Origin of the sequence: Streptomyces sp. NBC_01116, assembly GCF_041435495.1 — a bacterium.
GTDB lineage: Bacteria > Actinomycetota > Actinomycetes > Streptomycetales > Streptomycetaceae > Streptomyces.
In genome coordinates, this window is record NZ_CP108644.1 from 836,430 (window position 1) to 854,173 (window position 17,744).

At 72.7% G+C, this 17,744-nt stretch carries 18 protein-coding genes; 9 read left to right on the forward strand and 9 right to left on the reverse strand.

The annotated features are described in order from the left end of the window. Window positions 1–102: 102 nt before the first annotated feature. Together OG245_RS03350 and OG245_RS03355 are read left to right on the forward strand one after the other, a co-directional pair. Window positions 103–1,245 (forward strand): winged helix DNA-binding domain-containing protein, encoded by a 1,143-nt coding sequence (locus OG245_RS03350; protein WP_371622048.1) that lies wholly within the window; start codon window positions 103–105, stop codon window positions 1,243–1,245. Between the two features lie 121 nt (window positions 1,246–1,366). Further along, a complete protein-coding gene (locus OG245_RS03355; RefSeq protein WP_371622049.1) occupies window positions 1,367–1,576 on the forward strand; it encodes a twin-arginine translocase TatA/TatE family subunit in 210 nt (69 codons plus the stop codon). Between the two features lie 16 nt (window positions 1,577–1,592). Here OG245_RS03355 and OG245_RS03360 read toward each other — a convergent pair whose 3' ends face one another. The 4 genes from OG245_RS03360 to OG245_RS03375 all read right to left on the reverse strand — a co-directional run bounded on the left by OG245_RS03360 (window position 1,593) and on the right by OG245_RS03375 (window position 5,676). Beyond that, window positions 1,593–2,627 (reverse strand): hemolysin family protein, encoded by a 1,035-nt coding sequence (locus OG245_RS03360; RefSeq protein WP_371622050.1) that lies wholly within the window; start codon window positions 2,625–2,627, stop codon window positions 1,593–1,595. Next, complete coding sequence (locus tag OG245_RS03365; protein WP_371622051.1) at window positions 2,624–3,982, reverse strand: hemolysin family protein; 1,359 nt, start codon at window positions 3,980–3,982, stop codon at window positions 2,624–2,626. The genes OG245_RS03360 and OG245_RS03365 overlap by 4 nt, the downstream gene beginning before the upstream one ends. 327 nt (window positions 3,983–4,309) lie before the next feature. Further along, window positions 4,310–5,242 carry a M56 family metallopeptidase gene (locus OG245_RS03370; RefSeq protein ID WP_371622052.1) on the reverse strand — a complete coding sequence of 311 codons (933 nt, stop codon included), beginning with the start codon at window positions 5,240–5,242 and terminating at the stop codon, window positions 4,310–4,312. Window positions 5,243–5,244: 2 nt separating this feature from the next. Further along, a complete protein-coding gene (locus tag OG245_RS03375; RefSeq protein WP_371622053.1) occupies window positions 5,245–5,676 on the reverse strand; it encodes a BlaI/MecI/CopY family transcriptional regulator in 432 nt (143 codons plus the stop codon). Between the two features lie 259 nt (window positions 5,677–5,935). Here OG245_RS03375 and OG245_RS03380 point away from each other — a divergent pair, with 259 nt between their 5' ends. The 3 genes from OG245_RS03380 (at window position 5,936) to OG245_RS03390 (ending at window position 8,213) form a co-directional block, all read left to right on the forward strand. Beyond that, window positions 5,936–6,511: a TerD family protein gene (locus OG245_RS03380; RefSeq protein ID WP_087767352.1), complete on the forward strand. Its 576-nt coding sequence runs from the start codon at window positions 5,936–5,938 to the stop codon at window positions 6,509–6,511. Window positions 6,512–6,582: 71 nt separating this feature from the next. Further along, complete coding sequence (locus OG245_RS03385; protein ID WP_007451990.1) at window positions 6,583–7,164, forward strand: TerD family protein; 582 nt, start codon at window positions 6,583–6,585, stop codon at window positions 7,162–7,164. A gap of 290 nt (window positions 7,165–7,454) precedes the next feature. Continuing rightward, window positions 7,455–8,213: a hypothetical protein gene (locus OG245_RS03390; protein WP_371622054.1), complete on the forward strand. Its 759-nt coding sequence runs from the start codon at window positions 7,455–7,457 to the stop codon at window positions 8,211–8,213. Here the strand turns inward: OG245_RS03390 and OG245_RS03395 are convergent. The 3 genes from OG245_RS03395 to OG245_RS03405 all read right to left on the reverse strand — a co-directional run bounded on the left by OG245_RS03395 (window position 8,116) and on the right by OG245_RS03405 (window position 11,367). Further along, complete coding sequence (locus OG245_RS03395) at window positions 8,116–8,865, reverse strand: gamma-glutamyl-gamma-aminobutyrate hydrolase family protein (RefSeq protein ID WP_371622055.1); 750 nt, start codon at window positions 8,863–8,865, stop codon at window positions 8,116–8,118. The genes OG245_RS03390 and OG245_RS03395 overlap by 98 nt on opposite strands. Window positions 8,866–8,971: 106 nt before the next feature. Beyond that, window positions 8,972–10,441 carry an ethanolamine permease gene (gene eat / locus OG245_RS03400; protein ID WP_371622056.1) on the reverse strand — a complete coding sequence of 490 codons (1,470 nt, stop codon included), beginning with the start codon at window positions 10,439–10,441 and terminating at the stop codon, window positions 8,972–8,974. 176 nt (window positions 10,442–10,617) lie between these two features. Then, window positions 10,618–11,367: a FadR/GntR family transcriptional regulator gene (locus OG245_RS03405; RefSeq protein WP_371627797.1), complete on the reverse strand. Its 750-nt coding sequence runs from the start codon at window positions 11,365–11,367 to the stop codon at window positions 10,618–10,620. A 187-nt stretch (window positions 11,368–11,554) separates the two neighbouring features. Here OG245_RS03405 and OG245_RS03410 point away from each other — a divergent pair, with 187 nt between their 5' ends. The 3 genes from OG245_RS03410 to OG245_RS03420 are packed head-to-tail and all read left to right on the forward strand — an operon-like array spanning window position 11,555 to window position 15,144. Then, window positions 11,555–12,919 carry a glutamine synthetase family protein gene (locus OG245_RS03410; protein ID WP_371622057.1) on the forward strand — a complete coding sequence of 455 codons (1,365 nt, stop codon included), beginning with the start codon at window positions 11,555–11,557 and terminating at the stop codon, window positions 12,917–12,919. A 51-nt stretch (window positions 12,920–12,970) separates the two neighbouring features. Further along, window positions 12,971–14,353 (forward strand): aldehyde dehydrogenase, encoded by a 1,383-nt coding sequence (locus OG245_RS03415; protein WP_371622058.1) that lies wholly within the window; start codon window positions 12,971–12,973, stop codon window positions 14,351–14,353. Between the two features lie 5 nt (window positions 14,354–14,358). Then, window positions 14,359–15,144 carry a 3-oxoacyl-ACP reductase gene (locus OG245_RS03420; RefSeq protein WP_371622059.1) on the forward strand — a complete coding sequence of 262 codons (786 nt, stop codon included), beginning with the start codon at window positions 14,359–14,361 and terminating at the stop codon, window positions 15,142–15,144. A gap of 70 nt (window positions 15,145–15,214) precedes the next feature. Here OG245_RS03420 and OG245_RS03425 read toward each other — a convergent pair whose 3' ends face one another. Together OG245_RS03425 and OG245_RS03430 are read right to left on the reverse strand one after the other, a co-directional pair. After that, window positions 15,215–16,420, reverse strand: a complete 1,206-nt coding sequence (locus OG245_RS03425) for a helix-turn-helix domain-containing protein (protein ID WP_371622060.1) — start codon at window positions 16,418–16,420, stop codon at window positions 15,215–15,217. After that, on the reverse strand, window positions 16,417–16,569 hold the full coding sequence (locus tag OG245_RS03430; RefSeq protein WP_371622061.1) for a hypothetical protein: 153 nt from the start codon (window positions 16,567–16,569) through the stop codon (window positions 16,417–16,419). Before OG245_RS03430 ends, OG245_RS03425 begins: the two co-directional genes overlap by 4 nt. A gap of 185 nt (window positions 16,570–16,754) precedes the next feature. Here OG245_RS03430 and OG245_RS03435 point away from each other — a divergent pair, with 185 nt between their 5' ends. Continuing rightward, a complete protein-coding gene (locus tag OG245_RS03435; protein WP_371622062.1) occupies window positions 16,755–17,738 on the forward strand; it encodes a DUF3068 domain-containing protein in 984 nt (327 codons plus the stop codon). Window positions 17,739–17,744 lie beyond the last annotated feature (6 nt).

Below are 17,744 nucleotides of genomic sequence, written 5' to 3' on the forward strand. Positions count from 1 at the left end.
TGGCGTGGCCGCCCGGTACGCCTCGGACGGCCCGGATCCCGCCGTCGTGTCGGGCGTAGGGTCCGAGGACCGGATTCCGGGGAACCGAGGGAAGAGGACGGCATGGGCGTCACCGCTCGCGAGCTCAACCGCTCCACGCTCGCCCGGCAGTTGCTGCTGCGACGCGAGCCGCTGGATGCCGCCGAGGGGGTGCGGCGCGTGGTGGCGCTCCAGGCCCAGCAGCCGGCCTCGCCCTACATCGCACTGTGGAACCGGCTCGCGGACTTCGATCCGGCCGGGCTGGACGCCGCGTTCTCGGATCACTCCGTCGTCAAGGCGACGCTGATGCGGCTCACGCTCCACGCCGTGCACGCCGAGGACCATCCGGCCTTCCGGGAGGCCATGCATCCGGTGGTGCGGGCTTCCCGGCTGGGTCCCCGCTTCACCCGCTCCGGGCTGAGCGCCGAGGACGCCGACGCGCTCGTCCCCCGGCTGCTGGAGTTCGCGGAGCGGTCCCGGACCACCGCCGAGTGCGAGGCGTGGCTGGGCGAGCGGCTGGGCGCCCCGCCGGGTCCGGGCGCCTGGTGGGGGCTGCGGCAGTACACGCCGCTGCTCCACGCGCCCACCGCGCCGCCCTGGTCGTTCGGTCACCGGCCCTCGTTCATCGCGCCGCGGACGGGCCCTCCCCGGACGGATCCGGAGGCGTCGGCCGCTTCGCTGCGGACGCTCGTCGTGCGCTATCTCTCGGGATTCGGGCCCGCGTCGGTCGCGGACGTGGCGCAGTTCGCGATGGTCCGGCGGACCGCGGCGCGGGCGGCGCTCGCGGATCCGGCCGGGGGGCTGGACCGGCTGGAGGGGCCGGAGGGCGAGGAGCTGTTCGACCTGCCGGGTGCTCCGCGGCCGGACGCGACGACGCCCGCGCCGCCCCGGCTGATGGCGATGTGGGACAGCGTTCTGCTGGCGTACGCGGATCGCGGCCGGGTCCTTCCACCCGCGTACCGCAGGGTCGTGATCCGTGCGAACGGCGACGTGCTGCCGACGCTGCTGGTCGACGGATACGTGGCGGGGGTGTGGCGGCCGGTCGCCGGAGGTGTCGAGGCGACAGCGTTCCATCCGCTGCCCGAGGAGGTCTGGGAAGGGCTCGCCGTCGAGGCCCGGTCGCTGGTGGGGTTCCTGGCCGACCGGGAACCGGAGGTGTACCGGCGCTACGGCCACTGGTGGGGCCGTCTCCCGAGCGCCACCGTGCGGCTGCTGCCCGGCGGCTGAGGCGGGTGCCCGATCCCCGGTTCCGCGAACGTATGCTCTACAGGCCTGTAGATTACGTCTGCCGCCCCGTCAGGGATCCGGCTGACTCCACGTCCGCTCCGCCCCAGAGAAAGCAGCGACGATGTTCGGGATCGGCGAACTCACCATCCTCCTCCTGGTGATCGTGGCGGTGCTGGCCGTGAAGAGGCTGCCCGATCTCATGCGGTCGGCCGGAAAGGCCGCGCGCATCCTCAAGAGCGAGAAGCGGGCGCTCAAGGACGAGGACGGCGACCGGACCCAGCCGTCCCCCCGCGTCATCCGCGGGGAGACGACCGGGCGGGACACCCCCTGACCGAGCGGGGCGCCCCCTAGAGGACGCGCTCGGGGGGTGTCGGCGGGTGCAGCAGCCGGGCGAGCAGATCGTCCAGGCTGACCAGTCCGGTGATCCCGCCCTCCCCGTCGCGGACGACGGCGATCGTGGACCGCCGCTCGCGCAACTGCTCCACCGCGTGTGCGGCGGTGGCGTCCGGGGCCAGTTCCGGGACGGGACGGGCCAGGTCACGGGCGAGGACGTCCCGTCCTCCGGCACGGGCCACGAGGGCGTCCCGGGCGTGCACCGATCCGAGGACCTCCGCCCCGTCCCGCACCAGCAGGCGGGTGCGGTCGGCGTCGGCGGCGGTGGCCAGGATCCGGTCGAGTCCGGCGTCCGCCGGGACCGTCACGATCCGCTCCACCGGGATCCGGAGCGCGGAGACCGGAGTCGCCGGTTCGGTCAGCGACCGGGTCATCAGTCCGGAGTCGCCCTTGCTGATCAGCCCGAGGCGCTCGGACTCCTCGATCAGGTGGGTGAGCTGGTCGCGGTTGTGCACCGAGGTGAGTTCGTCGCGCGGGGTGACCCGGCACAGCCGCACGAGGGAGTTGCTGACGGCGTTCAGCAGCCGGATCAGCGGGCGTACGGCGCCCACCACGGCGCGGAAGGCCGGGCTCAGCAGCATCGCGGAGCGCTCCGGGTGGGCGATGGCCCAGGACTTCGGGGCCATCTCGCCGACCACCATGTGCAGGAAGACCACGACGATCATCGCCAGCGCGAAGGCGACGCCGTAGCTGAGTGCCGCGGGCAGTCCGAGCCGCTCCAGCAGCGGGTCCAGCTCGTGGGAGATCGCGGGCTTGGACACGGAGCCCAGGCCCAGGGTGCAGATGGTGATGCCGAGCTGGGCTCCCGCGAGCATCAGCGACAGCTCGCGCATCCCGGCGAGCGCGGCCTTGGCCCCGCGCTGCCCCCGCGCGGCGGCCTGTTCCATGCGGTGCCGCTTGGAGGCGACCAGGGCGAATTCGGCGGCGACGAAGAATCCGCTGCCGATCAGGAGGAGGACCGTCACGAAGAGCGCCATGGGGAAGCTCATGCCTGCGGCTCCTGTCCGGTGGGTCCGACACGTCCGGCCGGTCCGGTGGGTTCGGTCGGTCCGGTGGGTTCCATGCGGACGTACTCGGCGACGTGCCGGTCGAGGGTGCGCACCTCGATGCGGGCCGCTCCGACGGCGAGCCGGTCGCCCACGGTGGGGAAGCGTCCGAGCCGGTCGATGATCAGCCCGGCCAGGGTGTCGTAGTCGTCGCTCTCCTGGGGCAGTTCGACGCCGGTGGCCTCCTCGATCTCGTCGAGGCGGCGGCCCGCGTCCACGATCCAGCCGGAGCCGTCGGCGACCGCGAGTTCGACGACCGTGTCGGACTCGTCGGCGATGTCCCCGACGAGTTCCTCGGCGATGTCCTCGTACGTGACGATCCCGGCCAGGCCGCCGTGCTCGTCCAGGACGACGGCGAACTCGTCGTCGCGCTCCCGCATCTGCGCGACCGCCGCCGGGAGCCTGAGGAGCTCCGGCAGCAGGAGGGGGCGGCGGGCCAGCGAGCCCACGGTGGTGCGCCCGACATCGGCCGCGGGCAGCCGCATCAGCTCCCGCACGCCCAAAACCCCGGCGGGGTCGTCCGGGTGGTCCCCGAGCACCGGGTAGTTGGAGTGCCCGTGCCGGGCGATCAGCTCGACGGCCTCGGTGGCGAGGGCGTCCCGGCGGACGAACGCCACGTCGGCGCGCGGCACCATCACCTCGCCCAGGTTCCGCTCGGAGAACTCCAGCGCGTGGTCCATGAGTTCGGCCGTGGCGGCCGGGAGTTCACCCTGCTCGCGGGATTCTCCGACGAGGTGGCCCAGCTCCTCCAGGGTCGCGCCGTGGTGGAGCTCCTCGACCGGTTCGATGCCGATGCGGCGCAGCAGCCTGTTGGCGACGCCGTCGAAGACGCGGACCACGGGGCCGACGATCCGCAGGTAGATCAGGGTGGAGGAGGCGAGGGACTTGGCCATGCTCTCGGGCACGGCCAGGGCGAGGTTCTTGGGGGCGAGTTCGCCGAGAACCATCTGGATGACGGTCGCCACCACGAACGACAGCACCACGGAGATGCCCGAGACCAGTCCGTCGGAGAGGCTCGTACCGCTCAGGGCGGGCCGCAGGAGGGCGGAGACCGACGGTTCCGCGAGGAAGCCGACGACGAGCCCCGTGACGGTGATGCCGAGCTGCGCGCCGGACAGCATGAAGGAGAGCCGCTCCAGCACCTTCACGGCGCGCGCGGCCCGCTTGTCCCCGGCGGCGGCCTCCCGGCCGAGGGTCAGCCGGTCGGCGGAGACGTACGCGAACTCCTGGGCCACGAAGTAGCCGGTCCCGGCGGTGAGGACGAACACGGCCAGCAGGCCGAGCAGGGCGGAGGTCATCGGTCACCCGCCCGGCACGGGAGGCGGCGGGCGGCCCTGCCCGGGGCCGCGGGTCGGTGACTGTGGGGGTCGGGCCCTGAGGGGCCCGGACTGGCGGACAACGCGTGGCTCCTGTCCGGCTGGATTCTCCAGCCATGGGTTCGAGTGGGACGCACTCCGGCGGGAGGTGGGCGCCCGGGCATGATTCTGCATGCCGGGCGGGTGGAGAACCGCCGTCGACGGGGCCCGCGTTCCGCGGCTGATGAACTCTACAACCCTGTAGTGAAGGAGAGCGGGCGAAGGCCGAAGGGCGACGGGCGCGGCTTCCGCGGGGCGCTCGGCCGCGGGCTACAGCGGTGTCGCCGCCTCCAGGACGAGGAACAGCGCGACGGCCGCGTTCAGCGCGGACAGGGCGGAGACGGTCGTCCCGGCCGCGGCGACGAGCGCGGCGACGCCGGCCGGGGTGAGGGCGGGGGGCCAGCCCCGGTCCGGGGGGACCGGTCCCAGGAGCGCCGCCACCCGTCTCGGCACCGGGCCCGCCGCGGCGAAGGCGGCGAAGGTCGTACCGCCGGGGACCGGGCGGGAGACGAGCGCCGCCTTGCCGACCGCGCGTGCGGTCAGCCGGCGGTCGCCGGTGACCCGGGCCGCCTCCTCGTCCGCCCAGCGCTCCGTGCTGTAGACCAGGGCCCCGAGCAGCGGCCACAGCAGCGGGTTGACGCAGCCTGCCAGCCGGGTCGCGAGCAGCAGCCGGTGGTGGCGTCCCGCCAGATGGGCGCGTTCATGGGCGAACAGCGCCCGGTGCTCGGCCGGTTCGAGACAGTCGAGCAGCGCCGTGGAGACCATCACCCGGCCCGGGGAGCCGGGGAGCGCGTAGGCGTACGGGACGTCGTCGGGCAGCACGGCGACGTCGCCGCCCGGCAGGCCCGCGAGCGCCCGGTGGGCGCGCGCCCGGAAGCGGTAGTGGCGGTGGACGGTGAATCCGCAGGCGGCCGTCACGACGACGAGCGCGAGGATGGACGCCTTGCCCGCGAACGCGTCGTGCGGCACGGCCTCGCGGACCTCGGCGTCGGACCAGCCGTCGGGCAGCGGGTTGCCGGGCAGCTGGGCCGTGCCCACCACCACCAGCAGCCCGAGGCACACCAGGCTGCAGGAGGCGAGGATCACGGCGACGGTGGCCAGCAGCCGGGCCGCCCTGCGCGGGTGCAGGTGCTGTTCGGCCAGGCGCGCGATGGGCAACGCGGTCAGGGGCAGCACGAGGGGCAGGTAGACGAAGACGCCCATCGTCAGCGCTCCGGCCGGTCCGAGGGCGTTGCCGTGTCGTCGGGACCGCTCTCGGCGAGCAGGGCCCGCAGCAGGTCCTCGTCGTGCGAGGAGAGGACGGAGACGAAGCTGGAGAGCACCGCGTCGCGGTCGCTCTGCTTGTCGAGGAGCCGGCGCATCCGCAGGGCGGCGAGCCCCGCCTCGTTCGCCACGGGCTCCCACAGGACGGGGCGGCCCCGCCCGGTGCGCGTGACCGCCTGCTTGGCGTGCAGCCGGGTCAGGATCGTGATGACCGTGCTGTACGACAGGCCCGCGCCGAGCCGTTCCTGCACCCAGGCGGCGGTCACCGGCTCGCTCGCCCCGCCCAGCACCGACAGCACCTGGGCCTCCAGCTCGCCCTGGCCGCGCCTGCGGGCAGGCGATTCGCGCTCGCCACCGGCTTCTTCGGCGTCCACGGCCCGACCCCTCTCCTCGTCCGACCGCCCGGCTCTCTCCCGTTCGGCCGCCCGGCCGTGGCGCTTCGCCTGCCGGGCGTCGGGAAATCGTATCCAGCCGGTGGAGGCGGCGGCGACCGGCCGGGGCGGGCCGGACACCTCCTGGCCTCCAAAATCTACAGTGCTGTAGATTTCCCTTGTGGTCGCAGCGTGGCCGCGCCGCCACCCGTGGCGTGCCCGCCACCACGTGAACACCCGTCACCGCACAAGGGAGAACATCATGGGCGTGAGCCTCGCCAAGGGCGGAAACGTCTCGTTGAGCAAGGAGGCCCCGGGGCTGACCGCGATCCTCGTCGGTCTCGGCTGGGACGTCCGCACGACCACCGGCGCCGACTACGACCTGGACGCGAGCGCGCTGCTCTGCGACGAGGCGGGCAAGGTGCTGTCCAACGAGCACTTCGTCTTCTACAACAACCTCAAGAGCCCCGACGGGTCGGTCGAGCACACCGGCGACAACCTCACCGGTGAGGGCGAGGGCGACGACGAGATCGTCAAGGTCGACCTCGCCTCGGTGCCCGCCACCGTCGCGAAGATCGTTTTCCCGGTCTCGATCCACGACGCGGAGAGCCGGGGTCAGAGCTTCGGCCAGGTGCGCAACGCGTACATCCGGGTGGTGAACCAGGCGGGCGGCGCGGAGATCGCGCGCTACGACCTGAGCGAGGACGCCTCCACCGAGACGGCGATGGTCTTCGGCGAGCTGTACCGGCACGGCGCCGAGTGGAAGTTCCGCGCGGTCGGGCAGGGTTACGCGTCCGGCCTGAGCGGCATCGTCGCCGACTTCGGCGTCAGTCTCTGAGTCGCCGGGATCCGGGCGCTCAGGCCCTACGGTAGTCACCCCAGGCACACCCAGCCACCGAAGGCGGAACGATGACGATCAACCTCACCAAGGGCCAGCAGGTCAGCCTCACCAAGTCCGGCGGCGGCGAGCTCGGCGTCGTACGGATGGGGCTGGGCTGGAAGTCCGCCCCCCGCAAGGGATTCCTGGCGCGGCTGACCGCCCGCGAGATCGATCTGGACGCCTCGGCGGTGCTCTTCGCGGGCCAGGCCCCGCAGGACGTGGTCTTCTTCCAGCACCTGACCAGTGACGACGGTTCGGTCCAGCACACCGGGGACAACCGGGTCGGCGGGGCGGGCCAGGGCGGTGACGACGAGTCCATCGTCGTCGACCTGCGGCGCGTGCCGGTCCACGTGGACCAGATCGTCTTCACGGTGAACTCGTTCACCGGCCAGACCTTCGAGGAGGTCGAGGCGGCCTTCTGCCGTCTGGTCGACGAGAGCAACGGCCAGGAGCTGGCCCGGTACACCCTGACCGGCGGCGGGCGGCACACCGCCCAGATCATGGCCAAGGTCCAGCGGTCCGGCTCGGGCTGGCAGATGACCGCGATCGGCGCGCCGGCGGACGGGCGGACCTTCCAGGACCTCATGCCCGCGGTCGCGCAGCACCTCTAGGGCGTGTTTCGAAAGTAGCGCCGTCCGCCCGGAGGGCGGGCTCGGCGGCGTCTGGTGCGTGCGATCGCAAGGCGGAGGGTCGCCCCGATACTGGATGTATCGGGGTGATCCCGACAACGCGGCGAGGGATGGGGCCTCCCCTGCTCGAGCGAAGCCGAGAGCTTGGGGAAGTGCCAGGCGTCGCCGAGCAGGCGGGACTTTCGCAACACGCCCTAGGGCGAAACACGCCCTGGCAGCACTCCACAGCCACCACACAGGTGTCGGCACACCTGTGGCGACCGAGGGACAGCATGGGCAGACCTTCCCGGCTCGGGGACGAGGACAGATCCGACTACGGACGCGCGCTCGACGAGGTGATCGCCTCTCCGGAGATCCAGCGCCTGCTCGAACGCTCAAGGGTCCCCGGCGGCCGGCTGCGCGTCCGGGGCCTGGCGGCCGTGGCACGCACGACGTCCGCCGCCGACGCCGAGTACCGGCGGTACGCGGCGCTGCGGCGGCGGGCCCGGGGCGGCCGGCAGGACCCCGGGGTGTCGGCGCTGTCCGGTCCGGGGGATCAGGAGCGGCCGGGGGCCGGGGTGCTGGCGGTGCTCGGGGTGCTGACGCCCGTCCTCGCGGCGGTGGCCGCGGCGGTCTTCCTGCTGCTGGGTTACGGCCTGCGGCTCGCCGAGGCGCTGCCCGCCCTGGCGGGCACCCTCGTCGGCGTCGGCTGGTTCAGCCTGGTGGTCGCGGCGGTCACCGCCCTGGTCAGCGTCGTCGCCCTCTACCGCACGGCGGCGAAGCAGTCGGCGGACGGCGCGGTGGCCGTGCCCGACCGGTTCCCGGCCGTCGAGGACGCCCGTGAGGTGTGGCTCGCGGCGCTGCGCGACCGGGGGATCAGGCCGTTCCTCCTCCAGGAGCTGGCCGCTGCGGCGACGCCCACGCCGGACGCGGGCGAGGGCCACGGCTCGCGCTTCAGCTCACCGGCGTTCGCGGGGCCCGACTTCTCCGGTCCGGGGTTCGACGGATCCGGCGGGACCGCACCCCGGCCGCCCGGACCAGCAAGGCCATGACCCGGGTGTCCTCGCCCATCTCCGGGTGCCACTGGACGCCGAGCACCAGGCTCGCGTGCCCGGGGAGTTCCAGGGCCTCCACGGTCCCGTCGGGTGCGTGGGCGGAGGCGACCAGGCCGCCGCCGAGCCGGTCGACCGCCTGGTGGTGGTAGGCGGGCACCACGGCGGTCTCCGGGACGGCGTCCGCGTACGCGGTGCCGGGCACGGGGGTCACCGGGTGGCTGCCGAAGACGCCGGTGCCGCCGGTGTGGTCGTCCAGGTGCTGGTGCAGGGTGCCGCCGAGGGCGACGTTCAGCAGCTGCATGCCCCGGCAGATGCCGAGCAGCGGCACCTCCCCTTCGATCGCCGCGCGGATCAACGCCAGCTCCCAGGCGTCGCGTTCGCGGGCCGGGGGGCCGGTACGGGGATCGGCGACCGCCCCGTAGCGCGCCGGTTCGACATCCGCTCCCCCGGCGATCACCAGCCCGTCCAGGGCGGCGACGGTGTCCCGGGCCGCGTCCCGCGCGTCGTCGGGCGGCAGCAGCACGGCGAGCCCGCCCGCCGCCCGGACGAGGCGGGGATAGCCGGCGGGCAGCAGCACCGCGGGCATCTCCCACACGCCCCAGCGGGCCTGGTCCTGGTAGGTGCTGATGCCGATGACGGGCCGGGACATGGAACGGGCTCCTTCGGGTCGGGTGATCACGCGGTCGCTGTCAGGGTGCGGGCTCCCGCCCCGTACGCCTCGGAGAGGCGGGAGCCCGTCGCCCGGGCCGGCCGTCTCAGTCGCGGGCGAGTTCCGCCTCGGCCGCCGCCAGTGCGGCGAACTCCTCCTCCGGGGCCCCCGCGACCAGCCGGTGACGGCTGTAGAACGCGAAGTAGGCCAGCGCCACCGCGTACACGCCGAGCGCGATGAACGCCGCGTCGCGGTCCACCAGGAAGGTCGCCACCAGGGCCGAGCATGCCAGAACGAAGGCCACGGAGGAGGTGAGCGCGCCGCCGGGGGTGCGGTACGGCCGCGGCAGCTCCGGTTCGCGGCGGCGCAGCACCAGGTGGGAGAGGGCCATGAGGGCGTAGCTGATCGTGGCGCCGAAGACGGCGACGTTGAGCATCCGGCCGCCGTTGCCGCTCCAGGCGGCGAGCGCGAACCCGATGACTCCGGGGATCAGCAGGCCGGGGTAGGGGGACTTGCGCCGGTTGGTCAGCGAGAGGAAGCGCGGCAGGTAGCCGGCCCGGGAGAGGGCGAACAGCTGGCGGGATCCGGCGAAGATCAGGGAGAAGAAGGAGGCCACCAGGCCCGCGAGGCCCGCGTAGTTGACGAAGCGGCTCAGCGCGGTGGGCTCGCCGGTGCCCTGGAGGGCCACCACGAGCGGGTTCCCGGCCTCCTTGATGGCGTTGGCCCCTTGGGCGCCGGTGGCGGAGACGAAGGTGATGACGGCGAGGAAGACCAGTACGACGAGCGAGATGGCCAGGGCTTTCGGCATCGAGCGGACCGGGTCCTTGGCCTCCTCCGCGGCGAGCGGTACGCCTTCCACGCCGAGGAAGAACCACATGCCGAAGGGGAAGGCGGCCCAGATCCCGAGGAGGCCGAAGGGCAGCCAGGAGGAGGAGCCGAAGGCGGAGGCGTCCGCCGGGATGTCGTTGAGGCGGCCCGCGTCGAACTCGGTGAACGCGCCGACGGCGAAGATCAGCAGTGCGGCCACCGCGATGGCGGTCACCACCAGGCTGAAGCGGAGCGCCTCGCCGACGCCCCAGAGGTGGATGCCGATGAAGATCGCGAAACAGGCGAGGTAGACGGGCCAGCCCGAGGTGAGGCCGAAGAGGCCGAGCGATTCGACGTAGTCACCGATGAACAGCGCGATCGCGGCGGGCGCGAGGATGTACTCGATGAGGATCGCCGTGCCGGTGAGGAAGCCGCCCCAGGTCCCGAGCGCCCGCCGGGCGAAGCCGTAACCGCCGCCCGCCGTGGGCAGGATGGCGGAGAGTTCGGCCAACGCGAAGACCAGGCAGGCGTACATGACCCCCATCAGGACCATGGCCGCGGCGAGTCCGCCGAAGCCGCCCTTGGACAGGCCGATGTTCCAGCCGGAGAAGTCGCCGGAGACGACGTAGGCGACGCCGAGCCCGGTCAGCAGGAGCCAGCCGGCGCTGCCCCGGCGCAGGGTCCTGCGGTGCAGATACGCGTCCGTGCCGGACACCCCCGGGCTCGCGTCACCGGGTGGTCCGGCGGGTGTTTCGGTTCCCTGAGCCATGAGGCGCTCCAGATGTGTGGGTCTACGTCATCGTCGGCACTGCTTCGATCAAAGGTTCGTCGGCACACCTTTGTGGAACGGGAGAGCGAATGGCAAGGGGCGTGCGTTAAAGAGGGGTTACGGATTCGACGCCCCGCCCACCCCGCGGGGCCCGGGTCCGGGTCCGGGCCTCACGCTCAGGCGAGGAAGCCGCGCAGCAGGGCCGCCGTGCCTCCGCAGTGCTCGCGCATCATCTCGCGGGCCGCGTCCGCGTCCCGGTCGAGCACCGCCTCGACGACGGCCGCGTGCTGCTGCTGGGAGTGCTCCAGGTTGCGCACCAGCAGCGGGATGCAGTCGAGCAGTTCGTTGAGGGTGGCCCGGACCGCGGCGTACTGGGCGGCGAGCGTGCGGGAGCCGGAGAGTTCGGCGAGCGTGAGGTGGAGCAGGGTGTCCTGACGGCGGTAGTCCTCCAGCCTGGCCCCCTGCGTCGCGTCGAGCGCGGCCCGCAGCCCGGCCCCGCCGTCCGCCGTGAGCCCTTCGGCGCACAGGCCCGCGGCTCCGGCCTCCAGCACCTCGCGGAAGCGCAGGGTGTCCTCCACGTCGACGGCGGCGATGCGGCGGCGCAGTTCGTCGCTGCCGTCGGGGGCGGCGGTGCGCGGCAGGACGAACGTTCCTCCGTAGCGGCCCCGGCGGCTCTCGACCATGCCCTGGTCCTGGAGGACCTTGAGGACCTCGCGCAGCGTCACCCTGCTGATCCTCAGGTGCTGGGACAACTCGCGTTCGGAGGGCAGCCGTTCGCCGGGCGGGACCAGCCCCAGGCGCAGCAGCTGGAGGACCTGCTCCAGCGCCTCCTCGAAGCCGTTGCCCGCGCGGACGGGCCGCAGCACGGAGTCCAGCCGGTCGGTCGCGGCGCCGCCCCCGGTCGCGGTCACGGTCGCGCCGGCCACCGCCGCCCCATCGGTTACGGACGTACGCACCACTTCTGCCCCTCCCGCCACTTCTGCCGCTCCTGCCGCTCCTGCCGCCGGACGGGTGTCGTCCGCTCTTCTCCTCGTACCCACGGGCGGATCCCCTTCCCAAGCAATGGTCCTCTGCCATACCTTAAGCCTCTCGGTTCACCCAAGGAGGCATCCCGTGGCAGACCGCACACCCCCGCTCGGCGTCGACGAGCTCCGCTCCCGGGTCGCGGACGGGTCGATAGACACCGTGGTGCTGGCCTTCCCGGACATGCAGGGCCGCCTCCAGGGGAAGCGGTTCTCGGCCGGGTTCTTCCTCGACGAGGTGCTGGAGCACGGCACCGAGGGCTGCAACTACCTCCTGGCCGTGGACACCGAGATGCGGACCGTCGACGGCTACGCGATGTCCTCGTGGGAGAACGGCTACGGTGACTTCGGCATGGTCCCCGACCCCGCCACCCTGCGCCCCGTCCCCTGGCACGAGGGGACCGCGCTGCTGATCGCGGATCTCGCCTGGCACGACGGCAGTCCGGTCGTCGCCGCCCCGCGTCAGATCCTGCGCCGCCAGCTCGACCGGCTGGCGGAGCTCGGCTGCACCGCCCAGGTGGGCACGGAGCTGGAGTTCATCGTCTTCCGGGACAGCTACGAGGAGGCCTGGGACCGCGACTACCGCGGGCTGACCCCGGCCAACCAGTACAACATCGACTACTCGATCCTCGGCACCGGCCGCATCGAGCCGCTGCTGCGCCGGATCCGCAACGAGATGCAGGAGGCCGGGCTGACCGTCGAGTCCGCCAAGGGCGAGTGCAATCCCGGCCAGCACGAGATCGTCTTCCGCTACGACGAGGCGCTCACCACCTGCGACCAGCACGCCGTCTACAAGACGGGCGCCAAGGAGATCGCGGCCCAGGAGGGCGTCTCGCTGACGTTCATGGCGAAGTACGACGAGCGCGAGGGCAACTCCTGTCACATCCACCTCTCGCTGACCGACGCGGACGGCGCGAACATGATGGCGGGCGAGGGCGAGGACGGCATGTCCGAGCTGATGCGGCACTTCCTGGCCGGCCAGCTCGCCGCCCTGCGGGACTTCTCCCTCCTCTACGCGCCCACCATCAACTCCTACAAACGCTTCCAGCCCGGCTCCTTCGCCCCCACCGCCGTCGCCTGGGGCGTCGACAACCGCACCTGCGCCCTGCGGGTCGTCGGCCACGGGCGCTCGATGCGCTTCGAGAACCGGCTGCCGGGCGGCGACGTCAACCCGCACCTGGCCGTCGCCGGACTCGTCGCCGCCGGACTGTACGGGGTCGAGCACCGGCTGGAGCTGCCCGAGCCCTGTACGGGCAACGCCTACACCGGGGACTACGACCAGGTGCCGACGACCCTGCGCGAGGCCGCCGAGCTGTGGGAGGCCAGCCCCGTCGCCAAGGAGGCGTTCGGCGAGGAGGTCGTCGCCCACTACCTGAACATGGCCCGCGTCGAACTGACCGCGTACGACTCCGCGGTGACCGACTGGGAGCTGCGCCGCTCCTTCGAACGCCTCTGACCGCCAGAAACCCTCCGCACCACCACCAGCTTCCGTGATCGGGGTCCGTACGTGTCACCACCCACTCTGGACGTCCTCAACCCGGCGACCGCCGAGGTCGTCGCCACCGTCCCCGCGGCCTCCGCCGCCGATGTGGACGCAGCCGTCACCCTGTCCGCCACGGCCCAGCGCCGCTGGGCGGCCGCCGCGCCCGCCGACCGGGCGCGGCTGCTGCGCCGCTTCGCCGTCGTCGTCGACGAACACGTCGAGGAACTGGCCCGGCTGGAGGTCCGCGAGGCCGGGCACACCATCGGCAACGCCCGGTGGGAGGCCGGCAACGTACGCGATCTCCTCGACTACAGCGCGGGCGGGGCCGAACGGCTGCTGGGCCGGCAGATCCCGGTGGCGGGCGGCATCGACTTCACGCTCCTGGAGCCGCTGGGCGTCGTCGGGGTCATCGCTCCGTGGAACTTCCCGATGCCGATCGCCGCCTGGGGCCTCGCCCCGGCCCTCGCGGCGGGCAACGCCGTCCTCCTCAAGCCCGCCGAGACGACGCCTCTGACCGCTCTCCGACTGGCCGAACTCGCTCTGGAGGCCGGTCTTCCCGAGGGACTGTTCCAGGTGCTGCCCGGCGAGGGCCCGGTGGCCGGGAGCGCCCTGGTCGAGCACCCGGGCGTCGCGAAGATCGTGTTCACCGGCTCCACCCGGACCGGCAAGCACATCATGTCCCGCTGCGCGGAGCGCGTGAAGCGGCTCACCCTGGAGCTGGGCGGCAAGAGCCCCAACATCGTCTTCGCCGACGCCGACGTGGAGGCCGCCGCGGCGGCCGCACCGATGTCCTTCCTGGACAACGCCGGTCAGGACTGCTGCGCCCGCACCCGGATCCTCGTCGAGCGGTCCGTGTACGACCGCTTCCTCGACCTGCTCGCCCCGGCCGTCGCCGCCGTGGTGGTGGGCGACCCGGCCGACGAGAAGACGCAGATGGGCCCACTGATCTCGGCACTCCAGCTCGACCGGGTGCGGGGGCTCGTCGACGGCGACAGCGGCGCCGACGGCGTACGGGCCCTGCTCGGTACGGCCCCCGACGGCCCCGGGTTCTGGTACCCGCCGACCGTCCTCACCGGGGTCTCGCCCGAGGCGCCGGTGGCCGTGGAGGAGGTCTTCGGGCCGGTCGCGGTGGTCCTGCCGTTCGAGGACGAACAGGACGCGCTGCGCCTCGCCGACGCCACCGACTACGGGCTGGCCGGCTCGGTCTGGACCCGGGACGTCGGCCGCGCGCTGCGCGTGAGCCAGGGGCTGCGGGCGGGCAACCTCTCCGTCAACTCGCACTCCAGCGTGCGCTATTCGACTCCCTTCGGCGGTTACAAGCAGTCGGGTCTGGGCCGCGAGCTCGGCCCGGACGCGGTGGCCGCCTTCACCGAGACCAAGAACGTCTTCATCAGCACGGAGGCCTGAGCACCATGACCGACACCTCATCCGTCTGCCGCCGTCTGGTCGGCCGCACCGCCGTCGTCACCGGAGCCGGCAGCGGCATCGGCCTGGCCACCGTCCGGCGGCTGGCCGCCGAGGGCGCGCACGTCGTCTGCGCCGATGTGGACGAGGAGAGCGGCAAGGCCGCCGCCGAGGAGACGGGCGGGCTCTTCGTCCGTACCGACGTCACCGACGCCGACCAGGTCGACGCCCTCTTCAAGGCCGCGTTCGACACCTACGGCTCGGTCGACATCGCGTTCAACAACGCGGGCATCTCCCCGCCCGACGACGACTCCATCCTGGACACCGGCCTGGAGGCGTGGCGGCGGGTGCAGGAGGTCAACCTGACCTCCGTGTACCTCTGCTGCAAGGCGGCGATCCCCTACATGCGCGAGCAGGGCAAGGGCTCCATCATCAACACGGCGTCCTTCGTGGCCCGGATGGGCGCGGCCACCTCGCAGATCTCGTACACCGCGTCCAAGGGCGGGGTCCTGGCGATGTCGCGCGAGCTCGGCGTGCAGTTCGCGCGCGACGGGATCCGGGTCAACGCCCTGTGCCCGGGTCCGGTCAACACCCCGTTGCTCCAGGAGCTGTTCGCCAAGGACCCGGAGCGGGCCGCGCGGCGGCTGGTGCACATCCCGGTCGGCCGGTTCGCCGAGCCGACGGAGATCGCCGCCGCCGTCGCGTTCCTCGCGAGCGACGACTCCTCGTTCGTGAACGCCACGGACTTCCTGGTCGACGGCGGGATCGCCGGGGCGTACGTCACCCCGGTCTGATCCCGGCACTCCCGAGGCCCCGGACCCCGGCGGCCGGACGTTCGCGGACGTCCGGCCCGCCGGTCGCGGTTCAGCCCGGAGCGGCGGCCGGATCACCCCGCAGGCGCCGGGCGCGGAGCACCAGGAGCATCTCGAAGCGCTGGTCCGGTTCGTCGATGGCGTCGCCCCAGAGCTCGCGGATCTGCCGCAGCCGGTAGCGGGCCGTCTGGGGGTGGATGCCGAGGCGGGCGGCCACCTCCGGGGCGCCGCCGGGGGTCTCGATCCAGGCGAGCAGCGTCTCGGCCAGGCGCCGGGCCTGGGTCGGGCCGAGGCCGTCCAGCGGGGCGAGGCAGCGGCGGGCGGACGCGTCGATCAGCTCCTGGGCGGGGAGCAGCAGCAGCTCCTCCGTCCGCTCGGTGCAGTACAGCACCTCGCCCTGCGGCAGCAGACCCTTCTTGATCAGCTGGACCGCGGTCTCCGCCCAGCGCAGCGAGGTCGCCGCGGCCGCCAGCGGGACCGCCGGCCCGATCGCCCCGGACCAGCCGGCCGTGGCGCGTCGCAGGATCTCCGCGCGGCCCGCCGTGTCCGGGTCGGGGATCACGATGCGCGGCTGCTCGCTCTCCATCTCCAGCAGGATGCCCTGCCCGACCGCCGGGGCCACGGCCTCGCGGGCCGGGCGCATGAGCACGCCCACGGCGATCGTCTCCGGGAGTTCCCAGCCGATGCGGGCGGCCCGCTCGGACAGGGCCACGGACACATCGCCCCGGTGTTCCACCAGGAGGAGCTCGATCAGCTGGCGCTGGAGGCGGAGCCGTTCACTCGCGCGCCGGGCCGCCGCCTCGGCGTAGCCCCGTACCGACTGTTCCACGAGCCCGTCCAGATACTCGAATCCCGATTCGGCCAGCTCGTACATGGCGGGCGCGGGAATGTCGGCCTGCTGGCCGATCTCGGCGAGCCTGCGCCAGGTGAGCCGGACCCCGAGGCGATAGATGGCCTGGAGCGCGTCGAGGCTGCGGCCCTCCAGCCCCTCGCCGCGCCCGAACTCCTGGAACATCTCCGGCGGCACCCGCGGGTGCGCGCCGGCGGTGAGGTTGTGGACGAAGCCTTCGATGGCGCGGCGGATACCGACGAGGGCCAGCGGCTCCCCGGACTCGTCCTCGACCAGGTGCAGATAGGGATACTCCTGGCGAATCTGGTACAGGATCGTCTGAGCGAGCTCAGGCGCCTCGGCCCGGGCGATCGCCTCGAAACGGTCGAGCTTCGACCGGGGGACGTCCTGCCAGGCCGGGCGGGTCACGGAGCCGCCGGGGCGGTGTCATAGCTGATCAGGGGCGTATTGGGCTGGTCGGGAGTGGCGTCGAGCAGTGCCACGGCACCGACCGCCGCGCCAACGGCGAGCGTGGCGGCCACCAGGACGGTGACAGCGGCGGCGATGAGTCTGCGCATAGTTCGGGTCAGCTCCTTGCTGGAGGCGATCCCCACCCCGTCAGCCGGGCCCCTCCGGCTGGGACACAGTGTCGACAGCACATTGACATTCCGTCAAGGGCTTGCTTACTGTTCACGCCAATCAAGGGCTGACCGGCCCGGGCCCGTGCACCTCCGCGAAGAGATTTCGACCCAGGAGTGCCCGGATGCGCCACAACGCTTCACCCCTGTCGCTTGTCCTGCTGGGGGCAGGTGTCTTCCTGCTCGTCCTCGCGCCGCTGCTCGTCTGGTACGTCCAGCCGCACGCCAAGCGCACCCCCATCGACATCGACACCACCACCGTCTTCACCGGAATGGGCAGCTATTTCGACACGTCCGAGGTGGAGACGGTCGACGGCAGAACGATCACGATCACGCGGCAGGTGCGCGGCGACGTGGCCGACAGCGAGAAGAGCGGCAACGCCGTGTGGGACGTCTCCACCTCGGTCGACCACCAGGACACCCTGCCCGCCTCGGACCCCCGTGACGCCCTCCAGTGGACGCTGGAGCGCTGGGTGACCGACCGGGTCACCAACGAGCCGGTCCACTGCTGCGAGGAGTCCCCGACGTTCGACGGGGAGGCCTATCTCAAGTTCCCCTTCGACGTCGAGAAGCGCTCCTACCGCTGGTGGGACGGCACGCTCGGCGGGGTCGTACGGCTCTCCTACGCCGGTGAGCAGGAGGTTCAGGGCTACTCCGGTCTGCTCTTCAAGGGCGAGGTCGAGCCCACGAGGACCGGGGTGCGGCAGGTGCCGGGAGTGCTCGTCGGGAAGAAGAAGATTCCCCAGGTGCTGGCCGAGGAGTGGTATTCCAACAGCGGCATCGAGCTGGTGGTGGACCAGCGCACCGGCCGCATCATGAACGCGGCGATCGGCCCGAAGAAGACACTGCGCGCCCCGGGCTCCGAGAAGGACGCCGTCGTGCTCCTGGAGAGCAAGCGGGTGGAGTTCACCGAGGAGACCCAGCTCAAGCAGGTCGAGCTGGCGTCGGCGGACAGCGACCGGCTGGCGATGCTCGGCACGACCGCGCCGGCCGGGGCGGCCGGGCTGGGCGGTGTGCTCGCGCTGGCGGGCGTCGTGCTCCTCGTCCGTGGCCGCCGGACGGAGCCGGAAGCGCGGAACACTCACATGATGACGATTCCGCACACCTGAGTTACC

Coding starts and splice junctions, on each gene's coding strand:
- OG245_RS03395 (WP_371622055.1), bottom strand. CDS start 8,865: ATGTCCCGGCCCGTCATCGGCATCAGCACCTACCAGGACCAGGCCCGC.
- OG245_RS03435 (WP_371622062.1), top strand. CDS start 16,755: ATGCGCCACAACGCTTCACCCCTGTCGCTTGTCCTGCTGGGGGCAGGT.
- OG245_RS03355 (WP_371622049.1), top strand. CDS start 1,367: ATGTTCGGGATCGGCGAACTCACCATCCTCCTCCTGGTGATCGTGGCG.
- OG245_RS03390 (WP_371622054.1), top strand. CDS start 7,455: ATGGGCAGACCTTCCCGGCTCGGGGACGAGGACAGATCCGACTACGGA.
- eat (WP_371622056.1), bottom strand. CDS start 10,441: ATGGCTCAGGGAACCGAAACACCCGCCGGACCACCCGGTGACGCGAGC.
- OG245_RS03385 (WP_007451990.1), top strand. CDS start 6,583: ATGACGATCAACCTCACCAAGGGCCAGCAGGTCAGCCTCACCAAGTCC.
- OG245_RS03420 (WP_371622059.1), top strand. CDS start 14,359: ATGACCGACACCTCATCCGTCTGCCGCCGTCTGGTCGGCCGCACCGCC.
- OG245_RS03350 (WP_371622048.1), top strand. CDS start 103: ATGGGCGTCACCGCTCGCGAGCTCAACCGCTCCACGCTCGCCCGGCAG.
- OG245_RS03380 (WP_087767352.1), top strand. CDS start 5,936: ATGGGCGTGAGCCTCGCCAAGGGCGGAAACGTCTCGTTGAGCAAGGAG.
- OG245_RS03370 (WP_371622052.1), bottom strand. CDS start 5,242: ATGGGCGTCTTCGTCTACCTGCCCCTCGTGCTGCCCCTGACCGCGTTG.
- OG245_RS03360 (WP_371622050.1), bottom strand. CDS start 2,627: ATGAGCTTCCCCATGGCGCTCTTCGTGACGGTCCTCCTCCTGATCGGC.
- OG245_RS03430 (WP_371622061.1), bottom strand. CDS start 16,569: ATGCGCAGACTCATCGCCGCCGCTGTCACCGTCCTGGTGGCCGCCACG.
- OG245_RS03365 (WP_371622051.1), bottom strand. CDS start 3,982: ATGACCTCCGCCCTGCTCGGCCTGCTGGCCGTGTTCGTCCTCACCGCC.